Below are 20,482 nucleotides of genomic sequence, written 5' to 3' on the forward strand. Positions count from 1 at the left end.
AACCGGTCTGAGGGGAACCGGCCGCTTCCAGGGGGCGGCGGTTTCTACCGGGAACCGGCGGCGCGGCGCGCCGAGGGCCTACTGGGCGTCCTCGGCCCGCTCGGCGCCGGTGCCCTGCTCCTTGGCCGCGGCCTGCTGGGCCGCGACCGACTTGCGGACCTCGTCCATGTCCAGCTTCCGGGCCTGTCCGATGACGTCCTCCAGGGCGGCGGCGGGCAGCGCCCCGGGCTGGGCGAAGATCGCGACCTGGTCGCGGACGATCATCAGGGTCGGGATCGACTGGATCTCGAAGGCCGCGGCCAGCTCCGGCTGCGCCTCCGTGTCGACCTTGGCGAAGACCAGGTCCGGGTTGGCCGCGGCGGCCTTCTCGTAGACCGGGGCGAACTGACGGCACGGCCCGCACCACTCCGCCCAGAAGTCGATCAGGACGAACTCGTTGTCCGTGACCGTCTGGTCGAAGTTCTCCTTGGTGAGTTCAACGGTGCTGCTCATTCCACTTCCCTCTTCCTCGTGTCCGGGTCATGCCGATCAGCACAACGTCACCCACCGGGGCCCTATTCCGGGTGCGTACCCGTGTGGCCACGGCGCACACCAGCAACCAGACTGGCCCCATGACGGAAACGGAATCCATCGCCTACGACGTCGTGGTGCTCGGTGCCGGACCCGTGGGGGAGAACGTCGCCGACCGCGCTCGCGCCGCCGGCCTCTCCGCCGCGGTCGTGGAGAGCGAACTGGTCGGCGGCGAATGCTCGTACTGGGCCTGCATGCCCAGCAAGGCCCTCCTCCGCCCGGCCATCGCCCGCGCCGACGCCCGCCGCGTACCCGGCCTGTCGGCCGCCGTACAAGGCCCCCTCGACGCCTCCGCGGTGCTCGCCCACCGCGACTACTTCACCTCGGACTGGAAGGACGACGGCCAGCTCGCCTGGCTGGACGGCATCGGCGCCGACTTCCACCGCGGACACGGACGGCTCGCCGGACCGCGCACCGTGACGGTCGACGGGCCCGACGGCGAGCGGCGCACGCTGACCGCCCGGCACGCGGTCGCGGTCTGCACCGGCACCCGCGCCCTGCTGCCCGACCTCCCGGGCCTCGCCCAGGTCAAGCCATGGACGAGCCGGGACGCCACCTCCGCGCACGCCGTGCCCGGACGGCTGATCGTGGTGGGCGGCGGTGTCGTGGCCGCCGAGATGGCCACGGCCTGGCAGGCGCTCGGCTCCCGGGTCACCCTCCTGGTCCGCGGCAAGGGCCTGTTGCCCCGCATGGAGCCCTTCGCCGGAGAACTGGTCGCCGAGGCCCTGACCGAGGCGGGCGCGGACGTCCGTACCGGCGTCTCGGTGACGGCCGTCTCGCGCGAGAACTCGGCCGTGGTCGCCCTCACGGACACCGGTGAACGCTTCGAGGCCGACGAGATCCTGTTCGCCACCGGCCGCGCGCCTCGCACCGACGACCTCGGTCTCGAGACGGTCGGCCTGGAGCCGGGCAAGTGGATCGAGGTCGACGACAGCCTCCGGGTCGTCGGCAGCGACTGGCTGTATGCGGTCGGCGACGTCAACCACCGTGCGCTGCTCACCCACCAGGGCAAATACCAGGCCCGGATCGCGGGTGCCGCCATCGCCGCCCGCGCCGCGGGCGTGCCGATCCTGGAGACGGACCCCTGGGGCGCGCACTCCGCCACCGCCGACCACGCGTCCGTCCCGCAGTGCGTGTTCACCGACCCGGAGGCGGCGGCCGTGGGCCTCTCCCTCGCGGAGGCGGAGCAGGCCGGTCACCGGGTCAGGGCCGTGGACGTCGACATGGCCTCGGTGGCCGGTGCCGGACTGTACGCGGACGGCTACCGGGGCAAGGCCCGCATGGTCGTCGACCTCGACCGCGAGATCATCCTCGGTCTCACCCTGGTCGGTCCCGGCGTCGGAGAACTCATCCACTCCGGGACCATCGCCGTCGTCGGCCAGGTCCCGGTCGATCGCCTGTGGCACGCCGTCCCGTCGTACCCGACGGTCAGCGAGGTCTGGCTGAGGCTCCTGGAGGCGTACCGGGACGCGTGAGCCGGACTGTCCGGTGTGCCCGTCCGGGACCGGACGGGCACACCGGGCACGCGCCCCCGGACGACCGGACGACCGGATGCCCGGTGTGCCCGTTCCTGCCCCCGGCGGCCGGTGTCAGGACAGGGACACCAGCTCCCGGTACTCCTCGCTCCACAGGTCCTCGTCCGCGTCCGGGAGCAGCAGCACCCGGTCCGGGCGCAGGGCGTCGACGGCCCCCTCGTCGTGGGTGACCATGACGAGGGCACCCGGATACGTGGCCACCGCGGCCAGGACCTCGGCGCGGGAGGCGGGGTCCAGGTTGTTGGTGGGCTCGTCCAGAAGCAGCACGTTCGCGCCCGAGTGGACCAGCCCCGCCAGGGCCAGCCTGGTCTTTTCGCCCCCGGAGAGGACGCCGACGCGTTTGCCGGCGTCGTCGCCCGTGAACAGGAACGAGCCGAGCACCCGCCGGACCTCCCCGTCGTCGAGGTGCGGCGCCGCGGCGGCGAGGTGGTCGCGGACCGTTCCGGCGGGGTCCAGCGTGTCGTGTTCCTGCGCGAAGTAGCCCACGCGCAGCCCGTGCCCGCGCACCACCCGCCCGCTGTCCGGATCGTCGTGACCGGCGAGCAGCCGCAGCAGTGTCGTCTTGCCCGAGCCGTTCGGGCCGAGGATCACCAGGCGGCTGCCCCGGTCGACGGCGAGATCGACGCCGCCGAGGACGCGCAGATCTCCGTACGACTTGGCCAGCGCGACCGCGCCGAGCGGCACGCGTCCGCACGATGCCGGTTCGGGCAGCCGGATCCGGGCCACCTTCTCCGTCCGCCGGACCGGTTCGAGACCGGCGACCAGACGGTCGGCGCGGCGGTCCATGTTCCTGGCGGCCACGGCCGTCGACACATGGGCGCGCATCTTGTCGGCCTGCGCGTGCAGTGCCGCCGCCTTCCGCTCGGCGTTGGCACGCTCGCGGGCCCGCCGTCGCTCGTCGGCGTCGCGCTGGGTGAGGTAGGCCGCCCAGCCGGTGTTGTGGACGTCGAGCGTCGCGCGGTGCGGGTCCAGGTGGAAGACCCGGTTGACCACGTCGGCGAGCAGGGAGGTGTCGTGGCTGATGAGGACGAGCCCCGTCCGGCGGCTCGCCAGGAACCCGCGCAGCCAGACGACCGAGTCGGCGTCCAGGTGGTTCGTCGGCTCGTCGAGGAGCAGGGTGCCTTCGTCTGCGAACAGGATGCGGGCGAGTTCGGCACGCCGCCGCTGCCCGCCGGACAGGGTGCCGATCGGCTGGTCCATCACCCGGGCCGGCAGACCGAGCCCGGCGGCGACCCGGGCCGCCTCGGCCTCGGCCGCGTACCCACCGCGTGCCTGGAACTCGGACTCGGCACGCGCGTAGGCGTTCATGGCGCGTTCGGATCCGTCGGCCATCGCGGTCTCGGCCGCCCGCAGGTCCCGTACGGCACGGTCGAGACCGCGGGCCGACAGGATCCGCGCGGTGACCGTGACCGCGGGGTCCGCCGCAGCCGGGTCCTGCGCGAGGTGACCGACCGCCCCGGCACGGGAGACGGAACCGGCGGCGGGCCGCGTCAGCCCCGCGAGGGTGCTGAGGAGGGTGGTCTTGCCGGCGCCGTTACGGCCGACCAGGCCGATGCGGTCGCCGGGGGAGACGGTGAAGGAGATGCCGGACAGCAGCAGGCGCGCGCCGGCGCGCACGTCGACACCGCGAACGGTGATCATGGGAAAACGCTCCAGAAGTCAATCGGCTCAAGGACACACGGGTGGCGTGGAAGCGGGTCCTGGAGCTAAGAGACGCGGGGCGTAGACATACCGGCAGGCTAACGAAACCGGCGCTGAAGCGCCTGCGAATTTCCGCCGGTGCCCGGCGGGGGCGCCTGGGAGCGGCCCGGACGGCACCAGGCGGGGGCTCGTACGGCACCGGGTGCGGCCCGGCGGGGGGCCGAGGCGAGCGGGTCACGGCACCCTCGCGAGTGGGGGCGAGGCGAGGGCCTGCCTGGCCCTGGCGGACCGACGGTGGGCGGGCATGCATCCTGGCCAGCGCCGACCAGCTACGGGCGTGAGCTGGCCCCGACAGCCCCGACAGCCCCGACAGCCCCGACAGCCCCGACAGCCCCGACAGCCCTGCGGCGAGCGGGTCCGGGCTCCTGGTGAGGACCCGGCGCGGGCGCAAGTGCCCCGATGCGGCCCCGACCTGGGCGCGGCCCGGCGCCAGCGTGAGTGCCCGGCTCCGCACATGTCGGGTGGCCCGGCAAGCGGCCGGCGAGGAGCCTCGGGATCAGTCCGGCAGGGTGAAGCCCAGGGCCTCGGCCGCGTGTTCCGGAGTGGGCTGGGACCAGAGCTCCGCTGCCGCCTGGTTCGAGGACAGCGAGCGCAGCTCCGCGCGGTCGAGGTAGAGCATGCCGTCCAGGTGGTCCGTCTCGTGCTGGACGATCCGCGCGGGCCAGCCGCGGAACACCTCGTCGACCGTTTCCCCGTGCTCGTCGAGCGCCGTCAGCCGCACCTCGTCGTGCCGGGCCACCACGGCCTGCCAGCCCGGAACGCTCAGGCAGCCCTCGAAGAACGCCGGCCGCCCAGGGCCGATCCCCTCGTACGAGGGATTGACCAGCACCCTGAACGGCTGCGGTACCCGTCCGCGGGCCAGGCGGACCTCGTCGGAGACCGGCGCGGGGTCCTCGATGACGGCGATCCGCAGGGGCACGCCGACCTGCGGCGCGGCGAGTCCGACCCCCGGCGCCGCGTGCATCGTGGCGCGCAGAGCGGCCACGAACCGGGCGAGGAGCCCCGGGTCGAGCTGCCCGTCGAACGGCTCCGTGCCCCGGCGCAGCACGGGGTCACCGGCCGCGACGATCGGCAACGGGCCCTCGTGGTCGAGGAGTTCCTCGACCAGGTCGCTCAAGGGGATGCGCGGGGCGCTGCGGTCACGTTCGGATGCCATTACGCCAGGATGCCAAGCCGGCCGGGGGCGATCGAGGCGGCACGGGGCGAGTCCCGCGACTTTCCCCTGTGGCTCGGGACACACACCGGTCGGGCCGCCGCCCTGCGGCACACCGGTCCGTCCGTGCGGCGTGCGGAAGGCCGGTCACCGAGGTGACCGGCCTTCCGCGAGAGACCCCGGACCCGGAACCGCCGAGGCGGGCCCCGGAACAGGACCGGGATCCCGATCCCGTTCCTGGCCTCCTGGTCCGGATCAGGCGCTCTCGAAGTCGCCCCCGAGCGCGGACGCGATCCGCAGGTGCGACGCGGCCTCGTCCGGCCGGCCGAGGCGCTGAAGCGTACGCCCGAGCATCAGCCGGGCGTAGTGCTCGACCGGGTCGAGCTCCACGAGCGTGCGCAACTCGGCTTCGGCTCGGCGCAGTTGGGCCGAGTGGTAGTAGGAGCGCGCCAGCAGCAGCCGGGGTCCGGTCTGCTCCGGCACCTCCTCGACCAGCCCGCCCAGCACGCGTGCCGCCGCGGAGTATTCCTTGGCCTCGAAGAACATCCGCGCCCGCTCCCAGCGCTCCGCGGCCGTCCCGTGGTCGTAGTACGTCGTGTCCACCACTGACCTCCTTCGACGGGCCACAACAGAGCCAGTTGGTTGAATATTCCACGAACCCGGCGAGGCGTCCGAGGCGGCGGCCGGGGCCCGCGGCTCCGCGTTCGCAGCGGTGCTCCGGACCGCCAGTGCACTGGACGCTGGCGCTCCGGACGCCGATGCTCCGGACTGCCGGACTGCCGGACTGCCGGACTGCCGGACTGCCGGCGCTCCGGACCGCTACGCGCCGGCGAGTTCCGCCTCGGCCCGCTCCGTGACGAGGGCCAGTACGCGCCCGGCGGCGGCCAGGTCCTCGGCCGGGATCCCGGCGTACACCCGCGCCGCGATCGCGTCGCCCGCGGCGCGGATCGACGTGAACAGCTCCCGGCCGCCGTCCGTCAGGGACACCTGCCCGGGCGACGGCTCCTCCAGGAGCCCGCGCGCCGTCAGCTCGTCGACGGTCCGCCGGGCCGCCGACTCCTCGATCTTCAGACCGGCGGTGAGCCGGCCCACGACCCGCGCCGCTTCGACGGTCCCGCCGTTGTCGGACACGGCCCGCAGGGCCACCGACTCTTCGAACGTGGTGCCGCTGCGGGCCAGCACCCGCTCCAGGGCGGCACGGCTCGCGTAGTGGGCGAGGCCGATGATCTGGCCGTTGACAGGGGGAACAGAGGTGGTCATGACTACTCCTCGGGTGAATCCTCTTCGTATGGGGGTGAAGCCTCACCGGGACGGCGCCCGGCTTCGGTGCGCGCGTCGAGCGGTACGTCGAGCAGGACGGCCAGCTCGTCGCTGAACGCCCGTGTGCGTTCCCCGTCGAGGCCGCCCAGTGGTTCGAGAAGCCGCTCCAGAAGGCCCTGGACCACGGAGACGGCGCGGCGGGTGACCTCGCGCCCGTCGTCGGTGAGGGTGAGCCGCACCGCCCGGGGGTCCACCGGATCCCGGGTGCGGTCGAGAAGGCCGGCCGCCTCCAGGGAACGGGCCAGCTTCGAGACGTAGAGCGGTTCGAGTCCGGTGTGGTCGGCGAGTTGACGCTGACTGGGGTGCCGTCCGTCCCGGTGCATGCCGTACAGCGAGGCCACCAGCGAGTACTGCGCGTGCGTCAGGCCCAGCGGGCCCACCGCGCGGTCCACCGCGACGCGCCACTTCATCGACAGGCGCCAGACGAGGAAGCCGGGCGTCGCGTTCTCGGAGAACGACCTCGCTGTACTCATGCAAGAAAGAGTACATGGCTACTATGTCCATGGCTACTGTTTCCCCGCGGACCGCCGCGCCGGTTCTGGGTCATGTGCCCCTCAATGGGCGGATAGATGGACTGACGAGAGGCCCCCGGCGGGACTAGGTTGTGCGCCATGAGCAATCTTGATCGGGAGGCGGTTCCCGCCCCCTGCGGCGGCCGCGGGTTCGTGGTGGCCGAGCCGGTGCGCGAACTCCTCAGCCCCCGCCGGGTCAAGCTCGGCGAGTCGACCGAGGTCCGCCGTCTGCTGCCCAACCTGGGCCGGCGCATGGTCGGCGCGTGGTGCTTCGTCGATCACTACGGGCCCGACGACATCGCCGGCGAACCCGGCATGCAGGTTCCGCCGCATCCGCACATGGGTCTGCAGACCGTGAGCTGGCTGCACGAGGGCGAGGTGCTGCACCGCGACTCGACGGGCAGCCTCCAGACGATCCGCCCGCGCGAACTCGGCCTGATGACCTCGGGCCGCGCCATCAGTCACTCCGAGGAGAGCCCCCGCACGCACGCCCGCCTGCTGCACGGCGCGCAGCTCTGGGTCGCGCTGCCGGACAGTCACCGGCGCACGGACCCGCACTTCGAACACCACGCCGAACTGCCCGTCGTCACCGCCCCCGGCCTGCGGGCCACGCTCCTGCTGGGCACGCTGGACGGCACGGCCTCGCCCGGCACGACGTACACGCCGATCGTCGGCGCCGACCTGGCCCTGACGGCCGGTGCGGACGTACGCCTGCCGCTGGAGCCCGACTTCGAGTACGCCGTCCTCGCCATGTCCGGCGAGGCCCAGGTCGACGGCGTGCCGGTGCTCCCCGGCTCCATGCTCTACCTCGGCTGCGGCCGCACCGAACTCCCGCTGCGCGCCACGTCGGACGCGGGCCTCATGCTGCTGGGCGGTGAGCCGTTCGACGAGGAGCTGATCATGTGGTGGAACTTCATCGGCCGCACCCAGGAGGAGATCGAGCAGGCCCGCGAGGACTGGGCCAAGGGCGCGCGCTTCGGCGAGGTGAGGGGGTACGACGGCGCACCGCTCTCCGCGCCGGAACTGCCCCCGCTTCCGCTGAAGCCGCGCGGAAGGGTGCGCTGACCGGAGCACCGGAGCACCGGAGCACCGGAGCACCGGAGCACCGGAGCACCGGTGTGGCGATCGCGGCGGCGGCGAGCGGGCTGGTGCCCCCGATCGCGGCCTCGTTCGCCGGGACTTCACCGCGGCGGCTCGGCTGGGGACTCGCAGCCGAGCCGCCGCTCACACTGCGCGCGGCTTGAGCAACTCACCGCGTCTCGCGACGATCCCTCGTGGCGCGGTCCAGCGTTGAGAGCCGCAGCTACGACGGTCTGCCTTTCCTGTCGAGACCGGGCTGCGATCCCCTTCGCAGGGGCGGCTGGACCGTGCGGCTCGATTCACGGGCCCGACCCGAGGCCCCGCGAACCAGCCTGGCCCGCTGTACGAGGGACGCAGCCGCCCCCTCCCACTCGGGATACGTGAAAGCGAACCCGGCCGCGCGCAGCCGCCCCGGCACCACCCGACGGCTCTTGAACAGCAGCTCCGTGTCCGAGCGCAGCGCGAACGCCCCCAACTCGGCCATCCAGCGCGCCGCCGGCAGCCCCACGGGGACGCCCCAGGCCGCACGCAGCGCCCGCATGAAGTCCCGGTGCGGAAGCGGTTCGGGCGAGGCGAGGTTCACCGGTCCATCGAGGTCGTCCCGGGCGATCAGGAACTCCACTGCTCGCACGAAGTCCGTGTCATGGATCCAGGAGACGTACTGCGCGCCGCCGGCGACCGGACCGCCCAGCCCGAGGCGCGCCAGCCGCGACAGTACGTCGAACACACCGCCCCGATCCGGGCTCATGACCATCGCCGAGCGCAGCGCCACCTTGCGGGTCGCCGGAGTCCGCGCCTCGGCCTGCGCCCGCTCCCAGTTCCTGGCGATCTCGACGCTGTACGCCCAGTAGTCCGGCACCCCGGCCTCCGAGCCGCCGATCACCCCGGTCGCCTCGTCGTGTGCCGCGTCGAGGCTGTGCGCGTAGACCGTCGCCGTACTCATCTGGAGCCAGACGCGCGGGGGTCGCGCGGCGGCGGCGATCGCCTCGCCGACCACCCGCGCCGAATCCACCCGGGAGGTCATCATGGCTCGCAGGTTCTCGGCGGTGTAGCGGCAGGAGACGCTGCGTCCGGCCAGGTTGATCACGGCATCGCAGCCGTCGATCGCCGAGGCCCAGCGGTCGAGCGTGGCCCCGTCCCATCCGATGTCGTGCGCTCGCACGGGATGCCGGGTCACCACCGTGACCTCGTGGCCGGCCGCCGTCAGCGCGCGGTCCAGAATGGTGCCCACCTGTCCGGTTCCCCCGGGCAGCACTACCTTCATCGAACCCCCTCGGCTTCGCTCGGCAGCAGCGTACTCCCTGATTTTGAACGTGTTCAACTTGGGGATCCGGTGCGTGTCGGAGCGAGGCGGCCGGCCGTCCGGCGTGGATGGCCGGCCGGGCGTGGAGCGGGCCCCAGTGGATCTACTCGGCCCAGGCGCGCTCCAACTGGGTGCGGAAGGTGGCGGGCTGGCGCCCGATCAGCTCGGCCAGCGTCGGGTCGACAGCGGTGAACTCGCCGTTCCGCGCCGCCGCGAAAATACTCAGCATCAGGTCCGCGATCGGGGCCGGGGCGCCGTGCGCGAGGACCTGTTCGCGGAAGGTGCCGTCGGGGACGACGGTGCGGGTGAAGGGCCGTCCGGTGGCTCGGGTCGCGATCTCCGCGACGTCCCCGAAGTCGAGCGCCGCCGAGGCGGTGAGCGGCGGAGTGGCCCCCTCGAAGCGGGCGTCACCGAGGAGGATCGCGGCCGTGGCCTCGGCGAGGTCGTCGTGGCCGGTCCAGGTCACGGGGCCGTCGGCGGGGAGGGCGATGTCGCCGGCGTGACGGGCGGGCTCCAGGAACTGCAAGGCGCTGGAGGCGTAGAAGCCGTTGCGCAACGCCGTCCAGGGCAGACCCGTGGCGCGCAGCATGTCCTCGGTCCGGGCGTGGTCGCGGCACGCCTGGAAGCGGGAGTCGTGGGCGGCGCCCATCTGGCTGGTGTAGAGGATGCGGGCGGCGCCGGCCTTCACGGCGGCGTCGATGGCGGCGCGGTGGCCGGTGACGCACTCCTCGCCCGTGCGGTCGAGGGAGACGAGGAGCAGTTGCTCGGCCCCCTCGAAGGCGTGCGCGAGCGAGGCGGGGTCGTCGAAGCTGCCCTGCCGGACACGGACGCCGCGGTCGGCGAGCTCCCGGGCCTTGCGGGGGTCACGGACGCTGACGCCGACGCGGTCGGCGGGGACACGTTCCAGGAGGCGCTCGACGGTGCGGCGGCCGAGCTTTCCGGTGGCTCCGGTCACGATGATCATGGAGTTCTCCCAGTGATGGTTCCAGTGGAATCGCTTCAACGGTAACACTGATACTTCCGGTGGAATCGCATTGTCGATATCATCGATACATGGTCAGACGCGACTCCACCGACAGTCCTCGTCTCCGCATCGTCGAGGCGGCCGTCGAGCTGCTGGAGAAGGGTGGCCCCGACGCGATGAGCACCCGCGCGGTCGCCGCCGCGGCCGGGGTGCAGCCGCCGGCGATCTACCGCCTGTTCGGCGACAAGGAGGGGTTGCTGGAGGCGGTCGCCGAGTACGGCTACGGGCAGTTCCTGGAGAGCAAGCGCGCGCAGCTCGACCTGGCCCCCGAGAACCCGGTGGAGGAGCTGCGCAGCGGCTGGGACCTGGTCGTGGAGTTCGGGGTCTCGCGCCCCGAGCTGTTCGCGGTGATGAACGGGGCCACCGGTCGGGGCGTGGACATGGCACACCGCGCGGGCCTGGAGATCCTCTACGGCCGGGTGCGCCGACTGGCGGCCGGGGGGTGGCTGCGGGTCGACGAGGAACTGGCCGCCCAGATCATCCAGGCCACCGGGCAAGGCGCGGTCACCACCTGGCACTCCACTCCCGCGGAACGCCGTGCTCCAGAGCTGCTGGCCGTCCTCCGCGAGGCCATGGTCGCCGCCGTCACCCGCGTCGAACCGACGGTCCCGGCCACAGAGTCCGGCCCTGCCGCGGCGGCCCGCGCGCTGCGCGCGGCTCTCCCCGACGCCGCCGATGTGCTGAGCGACGCCGAGCAGCACCTTCTGCGCGAGTGGCTCACGCGCCTGGCATCGGACGGTGGCAATCCGCGTTCCTGATCGTGCGGCACGCGCCCTCGCGCACGTGAGACCTCCGGAGAGATCGTTCGATGAAAAACGGCGTCCACGAGTGAACGGCGACGCCACGGTTGCGGCGGAGCCCGGTCGCGCGACACCGTTCGGGTGCCGCGCGACCGGGCTCGTGCGACGGGGAGGAACGGGGCCCGGCGCCTCCCTCGGCTCGTGGCGGACCGAGGAGTGCGGCGCGCGGTCCTGTGTCCGTCGGATCAGACGGTGGGGACCGCGCCCACGGAGTCGTCCTGGACGTCGCGCCGGGACAGGGCGAGGTAGGCGACGAAGCCGACGATGGCGACGGTCCAGGACGCGGTGACCGGGCCGAGGCCGAGCCCGAGACCGCCGCGCGCGTGGCCGAGCGCCATCCAGTCGGCGACCGACGCCCCGAGCGGGCGCGTGATGACGTACGCGGTCCAGAAGGCGGCGACCGCGTTCAGGGAACCCCAGCGGTGGGCGACGGCCGGCACCGCGATGGCGACGGCGTACAGGACGGCCGAGCCCAGGTAGCCGAGGCCGGCCGTGGCCGAGAGGTCCCCGGCCGCCGTGCCGAGCGCGAACGTGGCGAGCACGGTCGCCCAGTAAAAGGCCTCGCGGCGCCGGGTGCGGATGCTGTGGATCGAGAGCGTGCGCTCACTCGCGTACCAGACGGCGAACACGGCGCCCAGCGCGGCCAGGAAGAGCGGCGTGGAGATCGTGTACGGAACGCCGAGACCGACGTGGAGGACGTCCGCGGCCATCGTGCCGAACACGCTGACCATGACGATCGCGGTCCAGTAGATCCAGGCCACGTAGCGCCGAACGGCGAACTGGAGCGCCAGCGAGGCCGCGAGAGCCAGCCCGCCGAGCCCCACGGCGGGCACGGGCCCGAGCCGCTGGGCCAGGAGGTCGGAGGCGGTCTCACCCATTCCGGTGGTCAGCACCTTGATCACCCAGAAGTACAGCGTGACTTCCGGGACCTTGCTCGCCAGGACGGCGGCGGGCGGGACGGCTGGGGCATGGCGGGTGAGGTGCTCGGTGCTCATGCGCGGCACCATGACACGCCCGGACCCCCGCGCCACAGAGGGCTTTGCCATGGCTTGGACGCTTCTGGGGGAGGACTTGCCGGGAGTCCCGACGAGCCTGAACACAACCTGAACGGCGCGGCGGAATGCCTGGTCAGCCCCGTGATCCCGGTGATACGAAAGGGGGTCGCGGGAGTTCGCCGTGCCGCGGCCCGTCCGTCACCCCTCCCGCACCAGCACGACCTCCAGGGTGCGCGGCCCGTGCACGCCCTCCACCCGGTCCAGTTCGATGTCGCTGGTGGCGGACGGGCCGGAGATCCAGGTCGACGGGCGTGCCGGGTCGAGGCGTTCCATGGCCTGGGGGACCGAGGCCACCACCTGGCCGGGGACCCGGACGACACAGACGTGGTGGTCCGGGATCAGGGTGATCCGGCGGCGGCCCTGGTCCGGTCCGCCGTCGAGGACGATCGTGCCGGTCTCCGCGATGGCGAGGGCGCAGCCGGTCACCACGCTCTCCACCTCGTCGAGTTCACGGGGAGTGCTCCCGGCACGGTCGTGGACCCGGGCGGGATCCGCCGCCGACAGCCACGCGGGCGGGAGCCCGGGCGGCACGAGCACGTGCCGGGATCCGCGTGCGGCGAGCAACCGCCCGACGACGTAGGGCAGTTCGTCCTCGGTGGCGCGGTGCACGATCGCCCGGTAGTCCGCCAGGTTCTCCGCGAGCAGGTCCACCGTCTCCGCGGCACTCCGCGCGCCGTGTTCCCGCAGATAGCTCCGGCCGACCGCCCGCTCGTACCGGGCGTCTGCCCCAGGCACTTCGGGCACGGGGGGAGTGTCTTCCCGGGGCACGTCCGCGAGGGCCCGCCGCACCCGGCCGAGGATCAGATCCCTGCTGCTCACTTCGTCATGTCCTTTCCGCCCCGCGTGCGTTGCCACCACGCGCGGAACGACTCCGCCGGAACGGTGGGCAGTTCACGGGTCGCGCTCCACGCCCTGCCGGGGCCCGGCAGGGTCCGCGGATGGAAGCGCCGTGTCCCGGACGCCAGTCGCTGTCCGGCGCGCAGGGCGCCGGGACGGCTGAACGCCCAGCGCGCCGCGCGCATCGCCGCCCGCTCGGCGGCGTGTCCCCCGGCCGGCTTCAGCACGACCTTGTTGCCGTCCCGGGTCGCCGGCCCGCCCTGAACGATCCTCTCCCGCAGATGGACGAGGACTTCGGGGATGTCGATCGCGACCGGGCAGACCTCGTAACAGGCGCCGCACAACGAGGAGGCGTACGGCAGGGAGGCGTCGATCTCGCTGGCGGTGCCCCGGAGTTGAGGGCTGAGGATCGCGCCGATCGGGCCTGGGTAGACCGAGCCGTAGGCGTGGCCGCCCGCCCGCTCGTACACCGGGCAGACGTTGAGACACGCCGAGCAGCGGATGCAGCGCAGCGCCTGGCGTCCGACCTCGTCGGCGAGCGTGTCGGTGCGGCCGTTGTCCAGCAGGACCAGATGGAACGTCCGGGGGCCGTCCCCGTCCGTGGTGCCCGTCCACATCGAGGTGTACGGGTTCATGCGCTCGGCCGTCGAGGAGCGCGGCAGGGTCTGGAGGAACACCTCGAGGTCCCGCCAGCTCGGGACGATCTTCTCGATGCCGACGACCGAGATCAGGGTCTCGGGAAGCGTCAGACACATCCGGCCGTTGCCCTCGGACTCGACGACCACGAGCGTGCCGGTCTCGGCGACCATGAAGTTCGCGCCGGAGATGCCGACCTTGGCGCGCAGGAACTTCTCGCGCAGATGCAGGCGTGCCGCCTCGGCCAGTTCCGCGGGCGTGTCGGTGAGCGCCTCGGGCGCGGGCCGGCCCCAGGCGCTCATCTCGCGGGCGAAGATGTCACGGATCTCGCCGCGGTTGCGGTGGATGGCCGGGACGAGGATGTGCGAGGGCCGGTCCTTGCCCAACTGCACGATGAGTTCGGCGAGATCGGTCTCGTACGCGCGGATGCCCGCGGCCTCCAGCGCCTCGTTGAGCCCGATCTCCTGCGTGGCCATCGACTTGACCTTGACGACCTCGCGCTCGCCGGTCGCCCTGACCAGCTCGGTGACGATCCGGTTGGCCTCCTCGGCGTCGGCGGCCCAGTGCACGACGCCACCGGCCGCGGTCACCGACTCCTCCAACTGCACCAGATAGCGGTCGAGATGACGGAGTGTGTGGTCCTTGATCCGCTTGCCCGCCTCGCGCAGCTCGGCCCAGTCGGAGACCTCGGCTACGGCCTTGGCCCGCTTGGCGCGGATGGTGTGGGTGGCATGGCGCAGATTGCCGCGCAGGGTGGCGTTGCCGACCGCCTCGCGCGCGGCCTCCGGGAAGGCCGGCATACCGACGAACGTTCCGCTCATGCCGTCGACTCCTCGGCCGTGCTCGCCAGGATCTCCGCGATGTGCACCGGCCGCATCCCCGTGCTGAGGCGGCCCATCGTGCCGCCGATGTGCATCAGACACGAGTTGTCCGCGGCGCACAGCACCTCGGCGCCCGTCGACTCGGCGTTGCGCACCTTGTCGGCGCCCATCGCCGCGGAGACGTCGGAGTTCTTGAGGGCGAAGGTGCCGCCGAAGCCGCAGCACTCCTCGGCGCCGGGCAGCTCTCGCAGTTCCAGTCCTTTGACGGCCCGGAGCAGCCGGAGCGGCCGGTCGCCGAGTCCCAGACCGCGCAGCCCGTGGCAGGTGGGGTGATACGTCACGGTGTGCGGGTAGTACGCGCCGACGTCCGTCACCCCGAGGACGTCGACCAGGAACTCGGTGAGTTCGTACGTTTTCGGCACGACCGGCGCCAGCGCCCTGGCCAGGGTGTCCCCGCGGCCTTCCGCGCGGGCCCGCTCACCCATCCGCGGATACAGCTCCCGCACCATCGCCCCGCACGATCCGGACGGCGTCACGACGGCGTCGTACTCCTCGAACACCTCCGCGAAACGCCGGGCGAGCGGCTCGGCCTCGTGGCGGTAGCCGGTGTTGTAGTGGGCCTGGCCGCAACAGGTCTGCCCCATCGGGAAGTCGACGTCGACCCCCAGTCTGGTCAGCAGGTTCACCACGGCGCGGCCCGTGTCCGGATACAGCGTGTCGTTGACACAGGTCAGGAACAGGGCGACACGCATCGCGGCTCCTCGGGGTCGGTCATGGACGGTTGCAGGGTACGTCGCGGGTGTGCGCGGGGAAGGCGGCGCGCGTCCGCCGTCCGGGCGGCGCGTTCCACCGAACGCCCCACGGCGTGCGGCACTTCACGGCGTACCGAGCCGTGCCTCGGCCGCCCGCCACGCCGCCGTGTCGCCCCGCGGTTCGTAGCGCCGGAGCGACTGGGTGCGCGCCACCAGATCGCGCATCTCGGCACGGTCGCCGACCAGCCCGTGCGCCCGCGCCTGGACGAGGACGTTGCCGAGCGCGGCCGCCTCCGCCGGGCCCGCCACGACCGGCAGCCCGCAGGCGTCGGCCGTGAGCCGGCACAGCAGCTCGTTGCGGGCGCCGCCGCCGACGATGTGCACGACGTCGACCGGATGTCCGGTCAGGGACCGCGCCTCCTCGATCGCCCGGCGGTGCGCGAGCGCGAGCGAGTCGAGGATGCAACGGGTGATCTCGGCGCGGGACTCCGGAACCGGCTGGCCCGAGGCCCGGCAGGCGTCCGCGATCCGCGACGGCATCCGGCCCGGCGCGAGGAACGCCGTGTCGCCCGCGTCCACGACGGACCGCAGCGGCGCCACCTCGGCGGCGGCCGCGAGGAGTTCACCCAGATCGGGGCCGCCCCACTCCCGTACGCACTCCTGGAGCAGCCACAGGCCCATGATGTTGCGCAGATGGCGGACCGTGCCGTCCAGCCCCAGTTCGTTGGTGAAGTTGGCGGCCCGGCTCGCCTCGGTGAGGACGGGCGCCTCCAGCTCAAGACCCGCCAGGGACCAGGTGCCGGTGCAGATGTAGGCGAACCGCTCCCCGGTCGCGGGGACGGCGGCCACCGCCGAGGCCGTGTCGTGCGAACCGACCGTCGTCACCGGCACCGGGCCCCTCGTCCCGGTCTCCTCCAGCACGCGCGGCAGCAGCGTTCCGGCCGGGTCGCCGGGACGGCGCAGCGGCGGGAACAGCCCCAGATCGATCCCGAGCCGCTCCGCGAGGCCGTACGACCAGTCGCGGGTCCTCGGATCGATCAACTGCGTGGTGGAGGCGTTGGTGAGCTCGGTGCCCATCTCGCCCGTGAGCCAGTACGCGAGCAGGTCCGGGACGAGCAACAGATGCCGGGCCGCCTTGAGTTGGGCGGAGGAGCGGGCCGCCGTGAGCTGGTACAGGGTGTTGAAGGGCGCGTACTGCAGCCCGGTCGCCGCGTACAGTTCGGCGGCGGGCACGCTCGCCCACACCTTCTCCGCGACACCCTCGGTGCGGGCATCGCGGTAGTGCACCGGATTGCCGAGCAGTGCTCCGTCGGCGTCCAGCAGACCGTAGTCCACCGCCCAGCCGTCGATGCCGACCGAGTCGACCCGCCCGGCCGCGCGCAGCCCGTCGAGGACACCCGCGTACAGCCCGAGGACGTCCCAGCGCAGCCCCTCGGGGACACGGGCCGGCCGGTTCGGGAAGCGGTGCGCCTCGGTCAGGTCGAGTGTGCCCGGGCCGACACGGCCGACCATGACACGCCCGCTGGACGCGCCGAGGTCGACCGCGGCGAACTTCTTGGAGCCCGTCATCGCAGGAAGGCGGCGGCGACGCCGGCGTCGACCGGGACGTGGAGCCCCGTGGTGTGCGTCAGGTCCCCGCCCGTCAGGGCGAACACGGCGGCCGCGACATGCTCCGGGAGCACCTCCCGCTTGAGGATGGTCCGCTGGGCGTAGAACTCGCCGAGCTTCTCCTCCTCGACGCCGTACGTGGCCGCCCGCTGCGCGCCCCAGCCGCCGGCGAAGATGCCGGACCCGCGCACGACACCGTCCGGATTCACACCGTTGACCCGGATGCCATGCGCACCCAACTCGGCTGCCAAGAGCCGTACTTGATGGGCCTGGTCGGCCTTGGTCGCGGAGTAGGCGATGTTGTTCGGGCCCGCGAAGACCGCGTTCTTGGACGCGATGTAGACGACGTCGCCGCCCAGGTTCTGCGCGATCATGACCCGGGCCGCCTCGCGCGAGACGAGGAAGGAGCCGCGCGCCATGATGTCGTGCTGGAGGTCCCAGTCCTTCGCGGTGGTCTCCAGGAGCGGCTTGGAGATGGAGATGCCCGCGTTGTTGACCACCAGGTCGACACCGCCGAAGGCCAGCACCGCGCTCTTGAAGGCCTCGGCGATCTGCTCCTCGGAGGTGACGTCCACGGCGACGGCCACGGCCTTGTCGGGGCCCCCGAGTTCGGCGGCGACCCGCTCGGCGCTCCCGGTGTCGAGGTCGGCGACCACCACGCACGCGCCCTCGGCCACCAGCCGCTCCGCGATCGCCCGGCCGATCCCGCTGCCCGCGCCCGTCACCAGGGCGACCCGGGTGGCGAGCGGCCTGGGCTTCGGCATCCGCCGGAGCTTCGCCTCCTCCAGGGCCCAGTACTCGATGCGGAACTTCTCCGACTCCTCGATCGGCGCGTACGTCGAGACGGCCTCGGCCCCGCGCATCACGTTGATCGCGTTGACGTAGAACTCGCCCGCCACCCGTGCCGTCTGCTTGTCCTTGCCGAAGGAGAACATGCCGACCCCGGGGACCAGCACGATCGCCGGGTCCGCGCCGCGCATCGCGGGGGAGTCGGGCAGCGCGTGCCGCTCGTAGTAGGCGGCGTACTCCACTCGGTACTCGGCGTGCAGCTCCGTGAGTCGCGCGACCGCCTCGTCGAGGGAGGCGGCCGGCGGAAGGTCGAGCACGAGCGGCCTGACCTTGGTGCGCAGGAAGTGGTCCGGGCACGAGGTGCCGAGAGCCGCGAGGCGTCCGTGTTCGGCGCGGGCGAGGAAGTCGAGGACCTCCTCGGAGTCGGTGAAGTGGCCGACCTGTGGGCGGTCCTGGGAGGCGACGGCGCGGAGGTGCGGGGCGAGCGCGGCGGCCCGCTCACGGCGTTCCGAGGGGGCGAGCGCCTCGTACCCCTCGACGACCGGTCCGAACGGCTCCGCCTTCCCCCGTTCGGCGAGGAAGGCTTCGGCGGTGCGGATGACGTACAGCGAGTTGCGCTCGCACTCCTCGGCGGTGGCGCCCCACGCGGTGATGCCGTGGCCGCCCAGGACGCAGCCGACGGCTGCCGGGTTGGCCTCCTTGACCGCCGCGATGTCCAGCCCGAGCTGGAATCCGGGCCGCCGCCAGGGAACCCACACCACGCGGTCGCCGAAGCACTCGGCGGTCAGCTTCTCCCCGTCGGCCGCGCAGGCCAGCGCGATCCCCGAGTCGGGGTGCAGATGGTCGACGTGCGGGGCGTCGACGAGCCCGTGCATCGCCGTGTCGATGGAGGGAGCGGCGCCGCCCTTGCCGTGCAGGCAGTAGTCGAACGCGGCGACCATCTCGTCCTCGCGCTCGACGCCCGGGTACACCGAGGTCATCGCGCGCAGCCGGTCGAGCCGCAGCACCGCGAGTCCGTCCTCGGTGAGGGTGCCGAGGTCTCCGCCGGACCCCTTCACCCACATCAGTTCCACGTCACCGCCGGTCACCGGGTCGGTGTCGGTGCCCTTCGCGGAGGTGTTGCCGCCCGCGTAGTTGGTGTTGCGGGGATCGCCACCGAGCCGGCGCGACCGGGCCAGCAGAGCATCGGCTTCGGGATGGGGTGCCATGTTCCAGGTCCTTTGAAAGAGGGGGAGAGGGAGTACCCCGTCAGGGGCGCGGGCCCGCAGGGAAGAGAGGCGAGAAGGAGCCCCCGCCAGGGGCGCGGGGAACCGCGCGACCGGCGGATCACGGAGCCGGCCCGCGTGGAAGAGGAGGGGACGGACAGCGCCCTCCAGGGGCGCGGGGAACTGCGCGACCGGCCACGACGATTCGCGCGCCCCGCGGATCACGGAGTGGGGCAGACGCGACACGGGTTCGCGTGGAAGAGGAGGGGACGGACAGCGCCCCTCCAGGGGCGCGGGGAACTGCGCGACCGGCCACGACGATTCCCGCGCCCCGCGGACCACGGAGTGGGGCAGACGCGACACGGCGGGGCTGACCGAGCCGACGGGGCGACCGAGCCGGCCCCGCCGAGGAACCCGCCCTCGGGAAGCGGCCCCAGGGAAGCGACCCCACGCAAGGGGCTAAGCCCCCCACCCGGCCTGGGTCCCCCCGACCCGCTCCGCCGCGATCCGCTCCGCGTACCCGGACCGCCGGTACGCGGCCACCGGATCCGGGTCGAGCCCCAGCTCGGCGCGAACCTCCGCGAGCAGCGGCCGTACGTCCGTGTTGTAGGCGTCCATGAGCACCGCGTTGGCGGCCAGCACATCCCCGCTCCGCTGCGCCTCGGCGAGCGCGGCCCCGTCGACGAGGAGCGCCTTGGCGGTGGCCTCCTGCACGTTCATCACGGACCGGATGATCGCCGGGATCTTCGCCTCGATGTTGTGGCACTGGTCGAGCATGAAGGCGACGTCCGGGGTGAAGCCCCCGCCGCGGATCACCTCGTACATGATCCGGAAGAGCTGGAAGGGATCCGCCGCGCCGACCATCAGGTCGTCGTCGGCGTAGAAGCGGGAGTTGAAGTCGAACGCGCCGAGCTTGTTCTCGCGCAGCAGCGTGGCGACGATGAACTCGATGTTGGTGCCGGGGGCGTGGTGCCCGGTGTCGACCACGACCTGCGCCTTGGGTCCGAGCTTGAGGCAGTGCGCGTACGCCGTGCCCCAGTCGGGGACGTCCGTCGCGTAGAAGGCCGGCTCGAAGAACTTGTACTCCAGGAGCATCCGCTGGTCGTCGCCGAGCCGCGCGTAGACCTGGGCCAGGGCCTCCGCCAGCCGGTCCTGGCGCGCGCGGAGGTCGTCCTGGCCGGGGTAGTTCGTCCCGTCGGCGAACCAGAGCTTCAGGTCCCGCGAACCCGTCGCGTCCATGATGTCGACGCATTCGAGCAGGTGGCCGACGGCCTTGCGGCGCACGGCGGCGTCCGGGTGGCAGACGGAGCCGAGCCGGTAGTCGTCGTCCTGGAAGGTGTTGGAGTTGATCGCGCCCAGCCTCAGACCGCGCTCCTCGGCGTGCTTCGCCAGCGCGGCGTAGTCGTCGGTCCTGTCCCAGGGGATGTGCAGCGCGACGGTCGGGGCCGCGCCGGTGAACTCGTGGACCGTCGCCGCGTCGTCCACCTTCTCCCACGGCGTCCGGGGCACGCCCGGTTGCGCGAACACCTTGAATCTGGTTCCCGAGTTCCCGTACGCCCACGACGGCGTCTCGACGGCCTGGGTCTTGAGCGCGGCCTTCACCGCGGCGAACTCGGTCACTTCGGGGCTCCTACGACTTCGGATGCGACAGCTTCATGGAAAGAGCTGCTCTGAAACGATTCAGAAGCGAAGTTATGAGCCCTCCGAAGGGCTGTCAACCCCTCCGGCGCGGACCGATCGCCGTGACCCTCTTGTGACACCGGACTGTCGAAGAATTTCGA

The 20,482-nt window shown here is 72.6% G+C and carries 18 protein-coding genes; 3 read left to right on the top strand and 15 right to left on the bottom strand.

The genetic code is table 11. The features are described from left to right. Positions 1-78: 78 nt before the first annotated feature. A complete protein-coding gene (trxA, locus tag ACIQ7M_RS22905; protein WP_389840127.1) occupies positions 79-492 on the bottom strand; it encodes a thioredoxin in 414 nt (137 codons plus the stop codon). Positions 493-611: 119 nt separating this feature from the next. Here trxA and ACIQ7M_RS22910 point away from each other — a divergent pair, with 119 nt between their 5' ends. Further along, a complete protein-coding gene (locus ACIQ7M_RS22910; protein ID WP_403647187.1) occupies positions 612-2,045 on the top strand; it encodes a dihydrolipoyl dehydrogenase family protein in 1,434 nt (477 codons plus the stop codon). Between the two features lie 114 nt (positions 2,046-2,159). On the opposite strand, the gene ACIQ7M_RS22915 is transcribed toward ACIQ7M_RS22910, so the two are convergent. From ACIQ7M_RS22915 to ACIQ7M_RS22935, 5 genes are all read right to left on the bottom strand, one after another. Beyond that, positions 2,160-3,746 (bottom strand): ABC-F family ATP-binding cassette domain-containing protein, encoded by a 1,587-nt coding sequence (locus ACIQ7M_RS22915; RefSeq protein WP_403647190.1) that lies wholly within the window; start codon positions 3,744-3,746, stop codon positions 2,160-2,162. 556 nt (positions 3,747-4,302) lie between these two features. Then, complete coding sequence (locus tag ACIQ7M_RS22920; RefSeq protein ID WP_403647193.1) at positions 4,303-4,962, bottom strand: peptide deformylase; 660 nt, start codon at positions 4,960-4,962, stop codon at positions 4,303-4,305. 252 nt (positions 4,963-5,214) lie between these two features. Next, positions 5,215-5,562, bottom strand: coding sequence for a tetratricopeptide repeat protein (locus ACIQ7M_RS22925; protein WP_403647196.1), 348 nt, complete (start codon positions 5,560-5,562; stop codon positions 5,215-5,217). A gap of 216 nt (positions 5,563-5,778) precedes the next feature. Further along, positions 5,779-6,219 carry a MarR family winged helix-turn-helix transcriptional regulator gene (locus ACIQ7M_RS22930; RefSeq protein ID WP_403647199.1) on the bottom strand — a complete coding sequence of 147 codons (441 nt, stop codon included), beginning with the start codon at positions 6,217-6,219 and terminating at the stop codon, positions 5,779-5,781. A 2-nt stretch (positions 6,220-6,221) separates the two neighbouring features. After that, a complete protein-coding gene (locus ACIQ7M_RS22935) occupies positions 6,222-6,752 on the bottom strand; it encodes a MarR family winged helix-turn-helix transcriptional regulator (RefSeq protein WP_403647202.1) in 531 nt (176 codons plus the stop codon). Between the two features lie 138 nt (positions 6,753-6,890). On the opposite strand from ACIQ7M_RS22935, the gene ACIQ7M_RS22940 reads away from it, so the two are divergent. Continuing rightward, the gene (locus tag ACIQ7M_RS22940) at positions 6,891-7,856 is read left to right on the top strand and encodes a pirin family protein (RefSeq protein ID WP_403647205.1); all 966 of its coding nucleotides are present in this window, start codon (positions 6,891-6,893) and stop codon (positions 7,854-7,856) included. Positions 7,857-8,094: 238 nt separating this feature from the next. Here ACIQ7M_RS22940 and ACIQ7M_RS22945 read toward each other — a convergent pair whose 3' ends face one another. After that, positions 8,095-9,135, bottom strand: coding sequence for a TIGR01777 family oxidoreductase (locus ACIQ7M_RS22945; RefSeq protein WP_403647209.1), 1,041 nt, complete (start codon positions 9,133-9,135; stop codon positions 8,095-8,097). 142 nt (positions 9,136-9,277) lie between these two features. Beyond that, positions 9,278-10,138 (bottom strand): SDR family oxidoreductase, encoded by an 861-nt coding sequence (locus ACIQ7M_RS22950; RefSeq protein WP_403647212.1) that lies wholly within the window; start codon positions 10,136-10,138, stop codon positions 9,278-9,280. A gap of 89 nt (positions 10,139-10,227) precedes the next feature. Between ACIQ7M_RS22950 and ACIQ7M_RS22955 the strand changes: the two genes are divergently transcribed. Beyond that, positions 10,228-10,956, top strand: coding sequence for a TetR/AcrR family transcriptional regulator (locus tag ACIQ7M_RS22955; RefSeq protein ID WP_403647215.1), 729 nt, complete (start codon positions 10,228-10,230; stop codon positions 10,954-10,956). Positions 10,957-11,183: 227 nt separating this feature from the next. Here ACIQ7M_RS22955 and ACIQ7M_RS22960 read toward each other — a convergent pair whose 3' ends face one another. The 7 genes from ACIQ7M_RS22960 to rhaI all read right to left on the bottom strand — a co-directional run bounded on the left by ACIQ7M_RS22960 (position 11,184) and on the right by rhaI (position 20,321). Next, the gene (locus tag ACIQ7M_RS22960) at positions 11,184-11,993 is read right to left on the bottom strand and encodes a hypothetical protein (RefSeq protein ID WP_403647218.1); all 810 of its coding nucleotides are present in this window, start codon (positions 11,991-11,993) and stop codon (positions 11,184-11,186) included. A gap of 198 nt (positions 11,994-12,191) precedes the next feature. Next, complete coding sequence (locus tag ACIQ7M_RS22965) at positions 12,192-12,872, bottom strand: lactate utilization protein C (RefSeq protein ID WP_403647221.1); 681 nt, start codon at positions 12,870-12,872, stop codon at positions 12,192-12,194. Next, positions 12,869-14,347 carry a LutB/LldF family L-lactate oxidation iron-sulfur protein gene (locus tag ACIQ7M_RS22970; protein ID WP_403647224.1) on the bottom strand — a complete coding sequence of 493 codons (1,479 nt, stop codon included), beginning with the start codon at positions 14,345-14,347 and terminating at the stop codon, positions 12,869-12,871. The genes ACIQ7M_RS22965 and ACIQ7M_RS22970 overlap by 4 nt, the downstream gene beginning before the upstream one ends. After that, positions 14,344-15,099 (bottom strand): (Fe-S)-binding protein, encoded by a 756-nt coding sequence (locus ACIQ7M_RS22975; RefSeq protein ID WP_403647227.1) that lies wholly within the window; start codon positions 15,097-15,099, stop codon positions 14,344-14,346. Before ACIQ7M_RS22975 ends, ACIQ7M_RS22970 begins: the two co-directional genes overlap by 4 nt. Before the next feature lie 123 nt (positions 15,100-15,222). After that, positions 15,223-16,668, bottom strand: coding sequence for a rhamnulokinase family protein (locus ACIQ7M_RS22980; RefSeq protein WP_403647230.1), 1,446 nt, complete (start codon positions 16,666-16,668; stop codon positions 15,223-15,225). Next, positions 16,665-18,704 (bottom strand): bifunctional aldolase/short-chain dehydrogenase, encoded by a 2,040-nt coding sequence (locus ACIQ7M_RS22985; protein ID WP_403647233.1) that lies wholly within the window; start codon positions 18,702-18,704, stop codon positions 16,665-16,667. The genes ACIQ7M_RS22980 and ACIQ7M_RS22985 overlap by 4 nt, the downstream gene beginning before the upstream one ends. A 456-nt stretch (positions 18,705-19,160) precedes the next feature. Then, positions 19,161-20,321 carry an L-rhamnose isomerase gene (rhaI, locus tag ACIQ7M_RS22990; protein WP_403647236.1) on the bottom strand — a complete coding sequence of 387 codons (1,161 nt, stop codon included), beginning with the start codon at positions 20,319-20,321 and terminating at the stop codon, positions 19,161-19,163. Positions 20,322-20,482 lie beyond the last annotated feature (161 nt).

Origin of the sequence: Streptomyces sp. NPDC096324 (assembly GCF_044763015.1) — a bacterium.
GTDB lineage: Bacteria > Actinomycetota > Actinomycetes > Streptomycetales > Streptomycetaceae > Streptomyces.